Origin of the sequence: Bacillus sp. FSL W8-1127 (assembly GCF_038006725.1) — a bacterium.
GTDB classification, from domain to species: domain Bacteria; phylum Bacillota; class Bacilli; order Bacillales; family DSM-4216; genus Bacillus_O; species Bacillus_O smithii.
In genome coordinates, this window is record NZ_JBBOVU010000001.1 from 3,234,191 (window position 1) to 3,250,428 (window position 16,238).

Consider the following 16,238-nt stretch of genomic DNA (forward strand, 5'->3'; position numbering starts at 1 on the left):
CGGCTGCCGTTTCGGAAGGCTGTTGCATTTTATTTTTGAAGAGGTGTCTCGTTATGTCCTTGAAAAAAACAGCCATTTGGCTGACTATTTTAGCTTTCATTGTTAAACTGTCGGGATTCCTGAGAGAAAGCATTATTGCGCGGGAATTTGGAGTCAGTCATCTGACGGACGGTTATATTCTTGCTTTCTCTTTTATCAGCCTGGCAATGGACATGATTTCCGGCGGTTTTAACAATGTTTTTTTGCCGCTGTACGTCAGCCATTCCAAAATGAACGCTAAACAAACGGAACGAAATGCGAATGGCGTCATGAATTTTACGGTTCTGCTTTTCCTCGTGATTACAGTGATCGGCTATTTCTTTGTTCCTGACATCGTGCCGTTCATTTATGGCCACATGGCACCACAGACAGAAAAAGTCGCTGTGGCTATCACTCAATTTTTCTTTTTATTTATGAGTTTAGTGGCATTAAGCGGAATTTTAGATTCCTATTTACAGGCGCATCGGGTGTTCGTCCCTTCACAATTCGCTAAGCTTGTCCAGCCGTTGACCAGTGCGCTTTTCGCTCTGGTGTTTTCCAGCTATTGGGGAATTAACAGTTTAGCTTACGGGTTTATCATCGGAACTTTCATCGGCGTGGTCATCCAATTCAGCTATCTGTATCGAACGGGATTCCGTTGGCAGCCTACTCTTCATGTAGATGCGACATTTCGGAAAACGTTTCTGGTGCTTTTGATCCCTTCGCTGTTAAACTCGGTTGTCAGCCAAACCAATCTGTTTGTCGATAAGGCGTTTGCTTCCAGCATTCCGGGGGCGGCTACTTATTTAAATTACGCATCGCTTATGACATCCGTCCCGCATAATATTTACGCCACTTCGATTGCGGCGATTATCTTTACGCTTTTATCCGAACAATTGGATGATCCGGAAAAGTTTCAAGATATTTTTTATACAGGAATGCAAATTTCTCTGGTTACCCTATTGCCCATTACGGCAGGTATTTATTTAGTCGGACAAGAAGCAATCGCTTTTTTATTCCAAAGAGGAAAGTTTACAGCGATGGACACGCACTACACTTATATGGCGCTTGTTTGCTTTCTGCCCATTATTGTTACGCAAGGCATGCAATATATCGTTTCTAAAGCCATGTACGCCTTGGGGAAAACAAAAATCATTTTCAGAGTGACCGTTACGACGATCCTGCTGAACGCACTGTTGGACTGGATTTTAATCAAACCATTAGGATATAAAGGGCTTGCTTTATCCAGTTCCATCGTTTCCTTCTATTACTTGATCGTCACGGCCATTGTGATTTATAAGGATTTTCATCCGTCCCAAAAAGTGCGGCTATTTCGATTGATCGTAAAAGCTTTACCGCCGACTATTGTGATGTCGGTCGTACTGATCGCCATAAAGGAAACGCTGCCGCTTTATCATCTTTATCCTTTATGGCAGATCCTGATTTTGGTGCCGCTCGGAGTCGTCTTTTACGTCGCAGGGCTGTATCTGTTTTATCGGGAAGGTTTCTACCAAATGCTGAATTTCTTAAAAAGAAAAAAACGTGCCATTTAAACGGAAACGGGACAAGCATAAGCGGTGTGATCCGTTGCTTTTCAGAACTCTATTAAGATTCATCCAAAAGACAAAAAGACGAAGGAGCTGCTCCCTCGTCTTTTTCTTTAGACATATAATGGTTATCTTCCGCTATGAACGCTAATCATGGCTACGCCTGCCACAATGAGCAGCACGCCTGCTATTTTCCAACTTGTCAGCGTTTCTCCGAATAAGAAATAGGCCCCAAACAATGCAAACACGTAGGCAAGCGATTGGATCGGGTACGCCACGCTTAACGGAACTTTCGATAAAATAAACAGCCACAACACCGTAGCAGCCCCGTACAAAATCAAACCGGTCAATATATACGGCGATAGCAGCAGCTTCAAAATCCCCAAAAGAGAGGAAAAAATTTGGCCGCTTTTCATCATCCCGTATTTCCATAAAAATTGTCCGCTCACCAATATGAGAGTGTTGACCAATATCAGCACAAAATTAATCGGCGTCATGGCGTTCCTCCTTTTCCGCTCTGAGCGAATGTTTCAGATCTTCCAGTTCTTTTTCTACATAGGCCAGTTCTTGAATGACTTTGGTCAACTTTGCCTGCTGTTTGGATAAAACAATCGTATGATACATCAGCAAAGTCAGCACGACGAAAAAAGCCGCCACAAAAATAAAAGACGGCATATACGAAATGCCAACGGCCCGTGCCAATCGATTTAAAACCGGAAGCAAACATGCAATCAAGATCGCCGCAACAGACAAAACCAGCCAAAGGAACGCCTGCTGATCCTGCAGTTTATTTTTGGAAGTCAGCCACACGACTTGCACGAAAAACAACACGGCCATGACAATCGAAATGATTTGCACAAACCCCATATACATAACGCTCCTTTAAAAAACCGATCGAATTAAAGAAAAAAACGTGACTTTTAACATATAGTAAATGGATCGAAACGGTGTAATGGAAGATTGTCCGCCTTGCCGTTCATTCATTTCCACTTTAATCTCTTTTATTTTGAAATGCTGGTGCGCCAATCTCACCAATACTTCCACTTCCGGATAGTCAACCGGATAGTGGCGGACAAACTCTTTCATTACTTTGCGGTTGACAATGCGGTAGCCCGATGTCGGATCGGTTACTTTAATGTGAGCAATCCATTTTAACATATAATAAAAATAATAAATGCCCAATCTCCTGATCCAACTGCCTTTATACCCGGTTTTTTCCACAAATCGAGACCCGATGACCATATCGTAATCGGAGCCGGTGATGGCCTGAACTAATTTTTCCAAGTCTTTCGGATCATGTTGGCCGTCGGCATCCAATTGGATCGCATAATCGTATCCGTTCCTGTACGCATAAATATAGCCGGTTTGCATCGCTCCGCCGATCCCGAGATTCGCCGCCAGACTGATATGGGGAATTTGATGTTCGTTTAAAATTTCTTCCGTCCGATCGGTGGACCCATCATTCACGACAATAAAATCATAGCTGCAGGAGTTTCGAAGCCGGTTTACAGTATGGTGTATCGTGTCCTCTTCGTTGTAGGCAGGGATGATGATCAAGATTTTTTCCATAAGACAAAATCCTCCGGCTCTGTAAATTCAAAGCAGAATTTTCATGATATAATGCAAATGAAAAATGACAATAGAAAGGATCTCCATATGCCAACGATTCATAAACGAAACATAATCGGTTATGTATTCTTGTTTCTTCTTACGGAAGCAATACTACTTTTTTATTTATATCAAACCGGAAAACAATTCTTTCGCATTACTCCGGATGGTCAGCTTTATTTTAATATAGCCGAAAATTTCGTCAAGGGAAACGGGATGATCAACACCGTCCGCAAAGAGGACATTATTGTGCCCCCGCTGTTCTCCATTTTTTTAGTGCCGTTTGCGTTTTTCCACAGCGCTAAACTTTTTATTCTTTTTCAGTATGTCGTTTACGGATTCAACGGCGTCCTTCTTGCCTTTTTGGGAGAACAATTGTTTCACCGTTTCAAATCGGGCATGGCGGCCGGGCTTCTGTATGCTGTTCATCCTGTCTTGTTGTTGAACGGTCCGCAATATTTGCTGACAGAAACGCTTTTTATTACGTTTATTCTCTTAATCCTATACAGCATCTTGCGCTTTATTCGCGACGAAAAGAAAACAAAATGGCTGATAACGTCCGTAGCGCTTTTGTCGGCTAGCTTATTATTCCGGCCTCATCTTATGTATGTGTTTTTGCTGCTCGGCCTGTTATGGCTCCTATATTGGCGGACAAAAAAATTGCGAGCCGCGACGATTCTCGCCTTTTTGATTCCCGTTGTTTGTTTAGCCGCCAATGGGCTTCACAACTGGTCTCTTCACGGGAAATTTGTGCTTTTGGAAAACTATAGCGGGCAAAATCTATATATCGCCAATAATCCTCATACGAAAGTGGCGTTCTTTGCAACGACCATCGTCGACCAATTTGTAGAGCCTGAGTATTTTTCATACAGCCGATTGAGCTTATCAGAAAAAAGCGAGTTGTTAAAAGAAAAAGCCGTTCATTACATGCTCTCTTACCCCGGCGAAACGATCAAACGGCTTGTGCTGAAAACCGGTCTGTTCTTCCAAGGGATTGACGCCCTCGATTGGATGACTCTCTTCATCAGCATAGCCGGAATCGTCTGGAGTTTATGGAAAGAAAAGAAAATGCGGCTGGAAATTTTATTTCTGATCTTATTTATACTGGGATTTGCCGTTTTGACTTCCCTCGGTCTACTCGTCGGCGGACAACGCTACCGCGTTCCGGTTATTCCGGTCTATCTGCTCTTTGGCGGCTACTTTCTCTCTTCTCTTTTGCCAAGACAGTTATTCCGCGGGAAATAATGAGAATGCCGATCAACACCTGGCCCTCAACTTTTTTATCCGTGTTGTGATGAAAGGACACCAGAGCGGCCAGGTATATACGATCTGCTTTTTAACAACCAAATTTTATTAAACCTATTAGACAGTTTGAGAATTTACTGTGTCATCGCCCGCATATGATTGGTTTGCGGGCATATCATCGCGATAAATCCGTGTTGGTTTCTTGATGTTTGGGCAACATTTTAAGAAAACGAATATATAAAATAGACACGATAAGATACCCCACTAAATAATAGAAAGAAAACAGATCGATTTGTCGGACGATCATGGTGCGGACCGCAAAGAGAACAAAAGGCAGCACAAACATCCAAGGGATGAATCTCATCGTTTTTTGAAAATGAGAGAGAAGGGTTCTATTCCACGTGAACTTTCCGAATAGGAGATAGATATTCCCTATAATAAATCCGATCACAAAAGGCAAAATGGCAGATACATTGACGAACCCTAACAAAATGGGCACCGAAAGAGCACCAAAAGAACCTGTGGCTAACACGGTAGAGTAGCTGAGCTTTATGACATGATGATTCAAATCTTCCCTATCATACTCTTTTAAAAGATCAACCGCCAATTCATTCGGAGACAAAAATTCCATTAACACACTTTGAGGAATTTCTTCCTGTCCAATCCCTTTCTTTTCTTTTTCCAATGCCTTTTCATATAAATCAGTACGAACCTTTTGAATAAAGGGGTGTTTTACACCTGGAGGCAAACCATGCAGCCTTTTGCACACATCATCAAGATACGATTGAACCAGCTGATGGGAGAAAAAACGATCTTTTCTCATTTCCGCACCTTTCCTTATTAGAAATTTCAGGATCTCTTTATTATGACCATACTTCCTTTTAAACCTTGCGTCATATCAGCGAACGCGAATCGAGTAGGAGGGAGCGATTAACTCCCGTCCTCTCACACCACCGTACGTACGGTTCCGTATACGGCGGTTCAATTAAGATAATTGACGCAAGTCTTTATAACTTCCGTGAATAGCTGTTCTCTTTATGCCAGTGGTCACTCCACCCTCCAAGAGGTCTCCCACGGGATTCACCGCTTCCTCCCTCAAGTGAGGTACTACGTTTTCTGTGTTCATCATGACTCACTGAATACCAAGGGCTATTCTCTCTTAATTGTTCGGTCCTTCTTAGTTGTTCTAGACCAACTAATACTATGACCTCTGCTGACTTCTGACGGTTCAGCTACTTATCACTAAGTAGGTTATGAAGAGTACTTCACATATCCGCCAGACCTCCCCGGGTAAGTACATGCACTTTCACACCATCTATCCGCCTCATTTACTCGATATGACCTTCGACAGAAAGAGCTTTGTTTTGTTATGCAAACTCACTCAATCATACCTAGCCTTATATGAGGTTCGTGTTCCTCGGACCGGTGTTTTGCCTCCAGCTTCCTTCAGATTCCGCGTCACCACGGACACCCTTGCTCTTGGCTAACCTCTACTTCTGTCTTCGGGGTTCGGGACTTACACCCTATAGTTCATGTACATGCCGGGCGCACATAAAGGAAAAGCCCCACAGAGATTTCTCTCCGCAGAGCTTTTGACATATTGCAGGCGACAGCAGCCTAATCTTTGCTTTGCCAAATACCGAGGATTTGAAGAATATTGATAAATAAGTTAATGAAATCCAAATACAGAGATAATGTTAATAACGGAACCATTTCTTCCGTAATGTGATGGTGTTTCATTTGGTTGAAATCAAAAAGTATATAAAGAGAGAAAACGATGGACCCGATGACCGAGTATGCGAGCATTCCACTGGAAGTTAACGGGCTAAAAATATTAAAAATGCTAATGAACACTAACGCTAATAAGGCGACCAATAAAATGGTGCTCAAGAACGATAAATCTTTTTTGGTGACGGCCCCGATCAAGCCCATGACGGCAAATATCCCGAATGTCGAACCAAAAGCCATCAAAACCACTTGCGCACCAGCTGCGGAAATATAATGGCTCACGATCGGATAAGTAGTGATTCCGGAAAGGAAGGTAAAAACATAAACAAACGTATAGCCGACGCTTTTGCTTCTTCTTAATAAAAGCGCTGCGAAAATCATGACAAATTCCGCTACGGCCAACGGAAACATCAATACCGGAGGAACAAATTTCCCTGCATACATACCGACCGTTGCGAATAATAAAGAAATCACAAACGTCACAAGAACTTTTTGAAACATCGATCTTCGGTTTACTTGAACAACATCTATCATCAAACATCCCTCCTTTCTTATATTATACTTTTGTTCCTATATTATTTCCATTCTTTGTATAAAAGATGAATCTCTACTATCTACACTTTATTTAGAAGGAAAAGGTCTTTTTATTTTCCATTATAGTCATCTTTTAAGAATTCATCCCCCATTGGAATAACTCATCTCGTCCAATTAAATAAAATGAATCCTCCTTTTTCCATAAACCTAGACGCTGTAACTTAAAGCGTATTAATTCTTTATTATCAAAAGATACCAACAATATCGAATAATTGAGACCTGCAGTATTTAACTCATTTGCTAGTAACTGTAAATATTTAATGTCTTTCGTATGGAAGGCTTCTGGGCTGAATTTAACCTCTGCAAACTCTCCCACTTCTCCATCCCAAAATCCAGCATCGACCGTTTGCCGATAAACATCGCTGTCATCTTCTTTTTTATAAGAAAACGACGGAATATATTTTACCGGTTTGCCATCAACCACTACCATTACCCCATATCCAAAAACACCTTTTTTACCACTGTGCCTTAAACTAAAGACTTTTTCAAATAACTTTTCCGGAACTAGCCCGCGCATTTTTTTTCGATCTTCTTCATTTTGGCACACTGAAAAGAATTCATGAGTTAAATTAATCAATTGTAAAGTATCTGGAGCTGCTTTTTTGCGATTAGGAGCTATGGCTTGAGACCATTTTTGGAGTTTTGTTTTATAATTATCAAGCGTCCATGTACTGCTGATCCTCATAAACTCACAAAAAGGCCTAAATTGACTTCTATAAGTAAATAAAAATTCGGCAATCTTTTTTGCCGTTGGTTCAAGATTAGGGTATGGATAATCTGAATGGCAGAATTGTATTCGCATCAAAGCATTCAATTTACTCACCGACCGATTGATTTTCATGATTCAGTTTCATTGATTCCAAGATATCCATCGTTGGTAACACAATTGGTGCGATTAGCATATGAGAAGTTAAAGAAGTTATTAAACTACGAGTATATGGCAATAACTGTGGAACCGTTTGTATATCTGTCCAGTATTCTAATTTTTCTGTTGAAGCAGAAGTATTAGCCTTAAAACGTCCTTTGTATACAATTTCGATTTTTAATACTATATCACCACTACCCTCTTCCCTACTATTCACAACGGTTTTTAAAAAAGTGTTAACTTCTTTTTCACTAATTGGTTCTAAGCGCTTACCTAAAACAATTTCATTTACATATTTCCCCTTTTGAAACGGTTTCATCTTGTCTATATGTACAGATTCAAGACTTGCTTCTATTAACTGAATTTTTGTTTTAGCCAATGTATACAACTCGTAAGCCTGTTGATTATCCAATAATATCCACTCTTTTTTTGTATAATTATAACAAAAGCCCTGCTGATTTACAGCAGAGCTTAATATAAATTCCCATTCTATATGATCCGAATCAGATTTCAGCCTATTATTAAAAAAAACGGTTTCTTCAAAAACATCTACTAAATCAGTGGCAGACGATTCCATACAACCCGTTATAAATTCATTTAGTGCTGTAAGTAATTCAGAAATAGACAATAACAGATTAGAATGGATTTCATTTTCAATGTCTATCTCTAAAAGCATCTGTCTATATGTTAAAAAGTTTAATATTTCCTCTGTATCCGGTAACGTCGTTTTTCCAATGTTTTTTACATAGCCTATACCGTACTCATTCATCCAGTCCCAAAAATACGAATTTTCATCGTCAAGATCAATTCCGTATTTTACCATTTGGGGGAACGAAACAAAATTAGCAGGTGACCATTTCATACAATGAAATAAACTGCTGATCATACTATTCATAATGAAAGTCAACAATCGATCAGATTCAGTTTGATCCGTCCTTTGAATTCCCATGAACTCCCAAACATTGACGTTCATAGTCCTTCCTCCTTCCGAACGTGCTGTTTAACTTTATTATATAGAATATACGTCCAAAACGATACTAAAAATATCGTAAAAATTTTTCGACAAATACTCGATAAAGAAATGCTAAATTTGAGATCCTTTTTCGCTCTACCCTACGCATGCATAATAATAACGATGAATAAATAGGATCTTTTTTATCATTGTGACCTCTATACGTATCTTCTATACAGGATACTGCCATAAAACCGCTCCTTTTCCATTTGGTTCTTATTCCTATTCTATTTAAAATCAGTGAATAAGTTGTCTTTTCGCCATATACAGAATCTTTTATTTATAAAAACAAAAACTAACACTGCAGAGACTTCTCTCTGCAGTGTTTTCCGTCAGACTTAAGGATGAGACAAGCACACATTTTAATTTTTAATAAAAATGGGATTGAAAAACCCTATTTCGGAAGTATCCGTCGGGTTAGGTACCTCAACATAGATTCTTAAAATTTTCTTCCCTGTCACATCAATTGAAACATCTTGTGTAAGCATGCCCGCAGACCATGTCATGGTTTTTAAAGGTTGTTGGTCGGCTGAAAAAATAAGAGTCATATCATTTTTTGTATTTTGATACATCTTGGTTAATCCAACTGTCGCCTTAAAGGTTTTGTATTTTCCATTTAAAGGATACTCAACATATGCCCAGCCTTGTCCGGCATCTGCAAAGGAACTTATATGCATAGTTAAATAATTTTTATATTTTTCACCCGTATTGCTTTTTACAGTGTAATATGGATCAGCATAAGCAGAACTATATGAATTTTGCGAAGAACCTGACTGAAAATTCATTATTTTAATCCCATTTTCATTATAGATAACGGTTTTAGACGGACGCGGCGCACTGATTAATGGAGCAGGTTCATTGTTTAAGGTAAAAACAGGATTAAACAAACCTATTTCGGAAGTGTCTTTTGGATCTTCCACTTCCATATAAATTCTTAAAATCTTCTTTCCTTTAACATTTACAGTAACATTTTCCGTCAGCATTCCTGCAGTCCAAGTCATATTCTTTAAAGGCTGTCCATCTGCTGTAAATTTTAAATGAATTTCATTGGTTGTATTTTGGTATTGTTTGGTTAAACCGACGATGGCACTGAAAGTTTCATATCTTCCATTTAACGGAAATTCTACATATTCCCAGCCTTGTCCGGCATCTGCAAAGGAACTTATATGCATAGTCAAATAATTTTTGTATTTTTCACCCGTATTGCTTTCTACAGTGTAATATGGATCAGCATAAGCAGAACTATATGAATTTTGCGAAGACCCTGACTGAAAATTCATCACTTCAATCCCATTATCCAAATAGACTGTTCGATTGCCGACACTTCTGAACTTACTGTCCATGATCCTTGATAAAAACACCGAAAATTCGGCTCTTGTTAAAGGCTGATTGGGTCTGAAAGTCTTATCGCTAAAACCAGTTGTAATATGGTTTGCGGCCAACGATTGAATGTATTCATACGCCCAATAGTAATCTGGAACATCGATGTATTTTTCAGTGGATGTTCCACCCAATCCATAAGATTTTGCCAAAATAGCCGCCATCTCTCCTCTCGTCAGCAGCTGACCAGGGTAGTAATAACCATCTTTAATAAGATCGTCGATAATATTCTCATCTGCTAGAGCACTTACCGGTTTGTAATAAGGGCTGCGCGTGCTGACATCCTTTAAATTAGGGTTCGGACGATTTTTGGTACTTAGGCTCAAAGCTTTCGTCAACATGATGGCAGCTTGTCCTCTGGTTATGTATTGACCGGGCTTGAAGGATCCATCATTAAACCCGCTAATAATACCTTTTGAGCTTAAATAGTCAATTTCATCCGCCGCCCAATAATTCGTCGGTACATCTTTAAAAGAATTCTTTGCCTCAGCCTTTCCATAGTTAAAAATCAAATTACTAAATAATAAAAATATTACAACGATAAAGGATATGTATGGATTCTTTTTCACTACTATTTCCTCCTTTCTCATATTATCGAATTATGTAGTGGTATTTCCATACTAGTTAAATTATACCATATTTTATGGGCACAATGTCCTAAATAACATTTTTTTATTGAACTTATAGAAAATAATTCAAGACTCCGACGCCTAATTCCCATCGAAGGAAATTCAAAAATGAACTTCTTTACTTTTGTCCTTACAAAATAAAGTTTCAAATACAAGAAAAAAAAACCTGTAGAAGCTTCTACAGGACTTTTTGTGTCGGAAGGACAATAGGCTTACCTAATCATTTTTCATAGCGGCATTGTCTAGATCAATAAGAACATACCAGTGCCTAAACAGAGCTTTTCAGCATACTTTACGAAGCACAACAGACACTTATACTAAGGCGTTTCATATAGAAAATATCCTTGCAACGCTTTGACATAAAGATTACTTCCTACCTGATACATTCCTCCGTTGTCTTTGCTGTAGCTGTACACTCGATAGGTCTCATATGGGTAAAGCATTCGGACGAACTTGAGCTGACCTGCTTCATTCTTGCTTTGGAGCTGTATCGGTTTTAAAATCGTCACTTTCCCTATCTGTCCTTTTTTCAACTCTTTCTTCCAATTCGGTTTTGGCAAATAACTGATCGCTTGTCTGCCCATTTGTATCCAGGCCGCTTCGAAGCCTTTCCTGTTGACCGCACGATTTTTCCGATGGTACAGAGGATCATTGATATAGATATAACGATCGTCATACCCCGTTATAAGAACGGAATGTTCCCGATAAGTAATGGCAACTTTGCCTTTTCTGGTATTCCAAATACGAAACTCAGAAGAAGGCAGTTTCTTAAATTTTGAATTGACAATGACCCAAACCGGGGCACCGCGATCGATAAATTGATAAATCGTCTTCAGATCTTTATTCGACAAATTGACAGCCCGATCGTGTATATATTTTTGAGCCAATTCATAAATGGGGGGATAATAGACCCCGTAGCCGCTTTGTGTGAACGTGTACATATTTCCGACAAATCCTTCGTAAGGATTGCCGTAGAGGCCGTTTTGACGAAAAGGAACTTTTTTCACTTGCTTGGCCAATGTCATTTTGTCCACTTTCACTCCTGCGTGCTGCAAAAGCATCGCGAGAGATGTGACCTCACAGCCGCGAGGCAATTGGGGCATTTGCTGAATATAGGGTGCATTTAAAATGGTTTTCGCATTCGTTTGATCTGTCCACCCCAAACAAATAAGAAATAAAGCACCGAATAAAATGATTTTTTTCAAACATTTCTCTCCTTATCCAACTCTTCCTCTTTATTGTCTGCCATTGTTCAAGAAACTACTCCATTCTTTTCAGCGGTCAGTACCATGAATGGCGAACCGTCGAGCGAGAGTCAAATGCAATAAAGTTAGCGGAAGCAGCATCCATCAATAGATGGTCTCAAATATTAAGAGCACATACGCAGAAAAATTCCGGCGGGTGATAAGGTCGCATCACAATTGTTCGAATTTCCGCAGCTGATCCTCTCTGCCAAAGACAATCAATAAATCATTGGCCAACAGTTGTTCATCTGGTTTCGGGTTGCTGATGATCGTATTTCCCCGCTTGATGGCCACAATGGTGACCCCGCACACTTGACGGAGTTTCGACTGCTTTAACGTTTGATTGACCAGCTTGGAATCTTCTCTCAGCACGATTTCTTCCACATTATAGGCTCCTTCCGAATCTTGCAAAAGGGTATCCACTAATTCCATGCTGACTGGTTTCAATACGGACATCGCCATTCGTTTTCCGCCGATGCTGGAAGTGTTAATCACTTTATCCGCACCGGCACTGTATAACTTTTTTTCCGCCTCTTCTTTCTCCGCCCTCGTTACAATGAGGATATTCGGATTGATTCCTCGTGCCGTGAGCGTAATAAACACGTTATCGGTATCGCTTGGCAGCATGATGACAATACAAGAAGCCCGTTCAATGCCGGCCGCGATGAGAACATCATCATCGGTGGCATCTCCGTTTACATAAAGAAGATCTTCTGTTTTTTCTAATATTTGCTCGTTTTTTTCCACTGCTACAATCGGCTGATGTTCCCGTTTTAATTGAGCAACCACTTGTTTGCCGACTCTTCCCAAACCGCATACAATAATATGTTGTTCCAGTTGATCAATCTTATGGTTCATTTTTCTACGTTTCACCTCATCCGCCCATTTCCCGTCAATCACCGCACTGGCAAATCGGGCCAAAATATACGTCACAATCCCAATCGCAACCGGAATAATAATCAGGGTAAAAATCTTCCCTTGAATCGTCGTCGGTGTCATATCCCCGTAGCCGATCGTCAGCACAGAAACGACCGTCAGCCATACCGCATCAAAAAAAGACAGGTGCTCTGTCCACATATAGCCGAATGTACCAATAATAAGCGTAAGTGCAAGACAAGAAACAGGAATAATCAGCTTGCGAATATTCATTTTTCCTCCTATCGTAAAAATCACGTCTTTTATTGCTTCATTTCTCAGCTCTTCTTCGTTGCATCTCCTCTTTTTCATTACAAACAGCTTAGCGAGAAAAAGTGTTGCAGCGGACTGATTCTCTTGGCTTCGCGCTGTAAGAAATGAATTAATATGCCCTGCTTATGTATCCAACTCCGAAATCACCACCGGTTCAATCCTTGCCGCAAACAGTAAAAGATGTCCATTTATCCACTTTTGCATTTCCTTGAGGATGTCGGATTTTGTAAATTTTTCTTAAAATACGTAATCTTTCATACATATTATAAATCACTTCTATCAAAATGAATGAAGTTTTATCATCTTTCTTGCCGATTAGCCAAGCGGCAGCCAGAACGACGCTTCAAACAAAAAACAAAGAATGATCCATTCCGCTAAGAAAATAAAAAAAGAAAAGCCTCGTGAGAGACCTTTCCGCAGAGCTTTTCTTCGACATGTTTTGTTCAACCACGATCGGGTGCAGACGCCCCACACCCAATCTGCTATTCTTTCAGTTTAAATTGAGACATCGTTGCATTTAAGGATTCGGTCAGTTCTCTTAGCGAAGACACTTTTCCCACCATTTTACTAATAGAATGTTTCTGTTCCTGAGTGGAGGCAGAGATTTCTTCGCTTCCTGCCGCTGTTTCTTCCACAACTGCACTGATGCTCTCTACATTTTGCAGAACATATTCGTTGGATTTTTTAGAACGATCAACCCCACTGACCAACTCTTCCAGCACCGAAGTGATTCCTTTTACTTTTTCTTCGATTTGTTCGAAGACTTCCAAGGTGCGGTTCATGTTTCTATTTTGCTGATCTGCAATTTTAACCCCTTCTTCAACGGAAGAAGTAATCGATGTTAAGCCATTTTTAATGAAATTGACCATCTCAAAGATTTGTTTCGTAGCCTGTGTGGAATCTTCCGCCAACTTTTTGACCTCTTCGGCAACCACGGCAAATCCTTTTCCTGCTTCCCCTGCTCGTGCAGCTTCTATTGCCGCATTTAAAGCAAGCAAGTTCGTTTGGTCTGCAATATCCGAAACGACTTTGGCCATATCTTCGATTTTGACAGCATATTGGATAAAGTTATTGGTAGCTTGTTCGATCGTACGTGTCGCTTTCACATTGTTCTCGATGAATGATTTTTGTTCATTGATGGCATTTCTGCCGTCCATGATCACCGTATTGGCATCATTCGCAAACTCAACAGATTTCCCTGCTTTTTCAACGTTGTCAGCAAATTGCCGGTCCATTTGTTCGATTAATTCTACGGAGCTTTGCAAATCCTCTGAAATGCTTTGCGCTCCCTTTGATAATTCATCGGTGGAAACGGCAATTTGGTTGCTTGACTCCGTTAACGTTTGGTTCTCCGTTTCTAATTCTTTGGCGAACAAGTCTACCTTTTCACTGGCATGTTCGATGGAAGTCAACAAATTGGATAGGTGATCGACCATTTTAGAAAAAGCATCGTTTAATAAACCGAGTTCATCATGATGTTTGTATTCAACATGGTCGACTATAAGATTCCCTGAAGCAATTTCTTGTGCGTTTTTCGCCAGCTTCTTTAAAGGATTCGTAATACCGTTTGCCATTCTCATAACGACAACAGCTGTAACGACGAGCAGGATTATACTTCCGATAAGAGCAAACGTGATGACAAAACTGATTTTAGACTTCAATGATGCTTGCAAAAATTCATAGTGGTTGGATGTATAGAGATCCAACATGTATAAATCATTTGTGATACCCAGGGTTCTCAGCGACTGCCGTTTTACTTCAGGAGCATTTTCATCTTTAAGAGCATCCAATGATTGAGATTTTAAGTCCGTAAACTTCGCTTGCGCTTTACTCAGAATTTGTTTTGATTCTTTTTCCTTTAACAGTCCGTCCGCTTGTTTAAACAGTTTATCCGTCAGTTCTAATTGTTGTTCTGCATCTTGTTTGTTTCCATCTGTCATGTTGTAGGCAAAAGTATTTAAACTTTGCATCGTCGCTTTCGTTTCGGCCCTTAACTCTTGGACAGTCAGTAAAACTTTCATATAATCTTGGTTCGAACTTTGTATGGATAACATACGAATAATGATGAATGCGATCATGAATATTGAGAGAGCTAACATGAGCAATGAATTCAGTAAAATTTTCTTTTTAATCGTCATGATATCCTCCAGTATCTAGTTTTGATGAAGAGTAATTTCTCCGTTAATGAGCTTTTCTTTCGCTGTCTCCAGCGCTTTTTTATCTTTATCCGTGAAAGGAATGACTCGAATAGGAGCAAGACCCACACCGTTTTCTTTCAGCCCTAATTCGATCGGATGAGAAGGCAGTTCTTTGTTTTTCTTGTAATCTTTGATGATATTAAATATAGCGACATCCACGTTTTTCATCATCGAAGTGACAACGGCTTTTTCTGCATAAAAATATTGGTCGCTGTCCACACCGATGGCATATACGTGGTTTTTTTCGGCTTCTTTCAAAACTCCGACCCCCGTAAATCCGGCAGCCGCATAGAGTACGTCACTATGATTCGCAATCATTTCTTTAGCCATACGAGCGCCTAGCTTATCATCGCCAAAGTTGCCGCCGGCATATTTCGTCAATATTTTAATGCTTGGATCCACCGACTTTACTCCTTCTTCAAAACCTCTCGCAAACTTTTGAATAAGAGGAACATTATCCCCGCCTATAAAACCGACTGTTTTCGTTTTGGTCGTCAACGCGGCAATGACACCTGCTAAATAGCTTCCTTCATCTTCTTTAAACGTAATGGAAGTGACGTTGGGCAAATCCGATACGGCATCGATCAGCACAAATTTTTGGTTCGGATATTGTTTGGCCACTTTTTCCAAATCCTCTTGCACCATATATCCTAAACCAATCACGATATCGTTTTTCTCTTTTACCAGTTCTTTCAATCCTTGTTCATATGTTTTCGTATCTTTCAACTCACGATAATCAAATACAATGCCCAAATCATCTCTTGCTTTCATTAATCCTCGAAAAGCCGCATCCGAAAAGGACTGGTCCCCCAAGCCATCATCCGATAACATGATGCCAACCTTCGTTTTGTGTTTTAAAGGATCTTCCTCTTTCACGCCACACCCGCTTATGACGGTCGTAAGGAAAAAAATAATCACAAAGAATATTAATGACTGTTTTTTCATCTAAGGTGTTTCCCCTTCCAATATTTTTCTTTATATA

General features: G+C 40.0%; 14 protein-coding genes. 2 read left to right on the forward strand and 12 right to left on the reverse strand.

What is annotated here, in order from left to right; all coding sequences use genetic code 11:
• The first annotated feature begins 53 nt into the window (after positions 1-53).
• Positions 54-1,571, forward strand: coding sequence for a murein biosynthesis integral membrane protein MurJ (gene murJ / locus NST12_RS15150; RefSeq protein ID WP_341030287.1), 1,518 nt, complete (start codon positions 54-56; stop codon positions 1,569-1,571).
• A 122-nt stretch (positions 1,572-1,693) separates the two neighbouring features.
• Here murJ and NST12_RS15155 read toward each other — a convergent pair whose 3' ends face one another.
• The 3 genes from NST12_RS15155 to NST12_RS15165 are packed head-to-tail and all read right to left on the reverse strand — an operon-like array spanning position 1,694 to position 3,134.
• Entirely contained in the window at positions 1,694-2,062 is a 369-nt protein-coding gene (locus NST12_RS15155) for an EamA family transporter (RefSeq protein WP_341101824.1), read from the reverse strand.
• Complete coding sequence (locus tag NST12_RS15160; RefSeq protein WP_048624189.1) at positions 2,049-2,432, reverse strand: DUF2304 domain-containing protein; 384 nt, start codon at positions 2,430-2,432, stop codon at positions 2,049-2,051. The genes NST12_RS15155 and NST12_RS15160 overlap by 14 nt, the downstream gene beginning before the upstream one ends.
• 15 nt (positions 2,433-2,447) lie before the next feature.
• On the reverse strand, positions 2,448-3,134 hold the full coding sequence (locus NST12_RS15165) for a glycosyltransferase family 2 protein (RefSeq protein ID WP_270584010.1): 687 nt from the start codon (positions 3,132-3,134) through the stop codon (positions 2,448-2,450).
• A gap of 87 nt (positions 3,135-3,221) precedes the next feature.
• Between NST12_RS15165 and NST12_RS15170 the strand changes: the two genes are divergently transcribed.
• Positions 3,222-4,418 carry a hypothetical protein gene (locus NST12_RS15170; protein WP_341101829.1) on the forward strand — a complete coding sequence of 399 codons (1,197 nt, stop codon included), beginning with the start codon at positions 3,222-3,224 and terminating at the stop codon, positions 4,416-4,418.
• A 175-nt stretch (positions 4,419-4,593) separates the two neighbouring features.
• On the opposite strand, the gene NST12_RS15175 is transcribed toward NST12_RS15170, so the two are convergent.
• The 9 genes from NST12_RS15175 to NST12_RS15215 all read right to left on the reverse strand — a co-directional run bounded on the left by NST12_RS15175 (position 4,594) and on the right by NST12_RS15215 (position 16,201).
• Positions 4,594-5,241 (reverse strand): hypothetical protein, encoded by a 648-nt coding sequence (locus tag NST12_RS15175; RefSeq protein ID WP_341101832.1) that lies wholly within the window; start codon positions 5,239-5,241, stop codon positions 4,594-4,596.
• 794 nt (positions 5,242-6,035) lie between these two features.
• Complete coding sequence (locus NST12_RS15180) at positions 6,036-6,680, reverse strand: Bax inhibitor-1/YccA family protein (protein WP_341101834.1); 645 nt, start codon at positions 6,678-6,680, stop codon at positions 6,036-6,038.
• 133 nt (positions 6,681-6,813) lie between these two features.
• The gene (locus tag NST12_RS15185; RefSeq protein WP_341101837.1) at positions 6,814-7,581 is read right to left on the reverse strand and encodes a hypothetical protein; all 768 of its coding nucleotides are present in this window, start codon (positions 7,579-7,581) and stop codon (positions 6,814-6,816) included.
• Entirely contained in the window at positions 7,556-8,578 is a 1,023-nt protein-coding gene (locus tag NST12_RS15190; protein ID WP_341101839.1) for a hypothetical protein, read from the reverse strand. The genes NST12_RS15185 and NST12_RS15190 overlap by 26 nt, the downstream gene beginning before the upstream one ends.
• 401 nt (positions 8,579-8,979) lie before the next feature.
• Positions 8,980-10,566 (reverse strand): S-layer homology domain-containing protein, encoded by a 1,587-nt coding sequence (locus NST12_RS15195; protein ID WP_341101841.1) that lies wholly within the window; start codon positions 10,564-10,566, stop codon positions 8,980-8,982.
• Positions 10,567-10,943: 377 nt separating this feature from the next.
• Complete coding sequence (locus NST12_RS15200) at positions 10,944-11,831, reverse strand: C39 family peptidase (protein ID WP_082142359.1); 888 nt, start codon at positions 11,829-11,831, stop codon at positions 10,944-10,946.
• Positions 11,832-12,041: 210 nt separating this feature from the next.
• Positions 12,042-13,019, reverse strand: coding sequence for a potassium channel family protein (locus NST12_RS15205; protein WP_341101845.1), 978 nt, complete (start codon positions 13,017-13,019; stop codon positions 12,042-12,044).
• Between the two features lie 521 nt (positions 13,020-13,540).
• Entirely contained in the window at positions 13,541-15,196 is a 1,656-nt protein-coding gene (locus tag NST12_RS15210; protein ID WP_048624199.1) for a methyl-accepting chemotaxis protein, read from the reverse strand.
• A 15-nt stretch (positions 15,197-15,211) separates the two neighbouring features.
• Positions 15,212-16,201, reverse strand: coding sequence for a BMP family lipoprotein (locus NST12_RS15215; RefSeq protein WP_341101849.1), 990 nt, complete (start codon positions 16,199-16,201; stop codon positions 15,212-15,214).
• Positions 16,202-16,238 lie beyond the last annotated feature (37 nt).

What these genes read in the sequence shown, in the direction of transcription:
- murJ (WP_341030287.1), top strand. Translation starts at nt 54, where the DNA reads ATGTCCTTGAAAAAAACAGCCATTTGGCTGACTATTTTAGCTTTCATT.
- NST12_RS15155 (WP_341101824.1), bottom strand. Translation starts at nt 2,062, where the DNA reads ATGACGCCGATTAATTTTGTGCTGATATTGGTCAACACTCTCATATTG.
- NST12_RS15160 (WP_048624189.1), bottom strand. Translation starts at nt 2,432, where the DNA reads ATGGGGTTTGTGCAAATCATTTCGATTGTCATGGCCGTGTTGTTTTTC.
- NST12_RS15165 (WP_270584010.1), bottom strand. Translation starts at nt 3,134, where the DNA reads ATGGAAAAAATCTTGATCATCATCCCTGCCTACAACGAAGAGGACACG.
- NST12_RS15170 (WP_341101829.1), top strand. Translation starts at nt 3,222, where the DNA reads ATGCCAACGATTCATAAACGAAACATAATCGGTTATGTATTCTTGTTT.
- NST12_RS15175 (WP_341101832.1), bottom strand. Translation starts at nt 5,241, where the DNA reads ATGAGAAAAGATCGTTTTTTCTCCCATCAGCTGGTTCAATCGTATCTT.
- NST12_RS15180 (WP_341101834.1), bottom strand. Translation starts at nt 6,680, where the DNA reads ATGATAGATGTTGTTCAAGTAAACCGAAGATCGATGTTTCAAAAAGTT.
- NST12_RS15185 (WP_341101837.1), bottom strand. Translation starts at nt 7,581, where the DNA reads ATGAAAATCAATCGGTCGGTGAGTAAATTGAATGCTTTGATGCGAATA.
- NST12_RS15190 (WP_341101839.1), bottom strand. Translation starts at nt 8,578, where the DNA reads ATGAACGTCAATGTTTGGGAGTTCATGGGAATTCAAAGGACGGATCAA.
- NST12_RS15205 (WP_341101845.1), bottom strand. Translation starts at nt 13,019, where the DNA reads ATGAATATTCGCAAGCTGATTATTCCTGTTTCTTGTCTTGCACTTACG.
- NST12_RS15210 (WP_048624199.1), bottom strand. Translation starts at nt 15,196, where the DNA reads ATGACGATTAAAAAGAAAATTTTACTGAATTCATTGCTCATGTTAGCT.
- NST12_RS15215 (WP_341101849.1), bottom strand. Translation starts at nt 16,201, where the DNA reads ATGAAAAAACAGTCATTAATATTCTTTGTGATTATTTTTTTCCTTACG.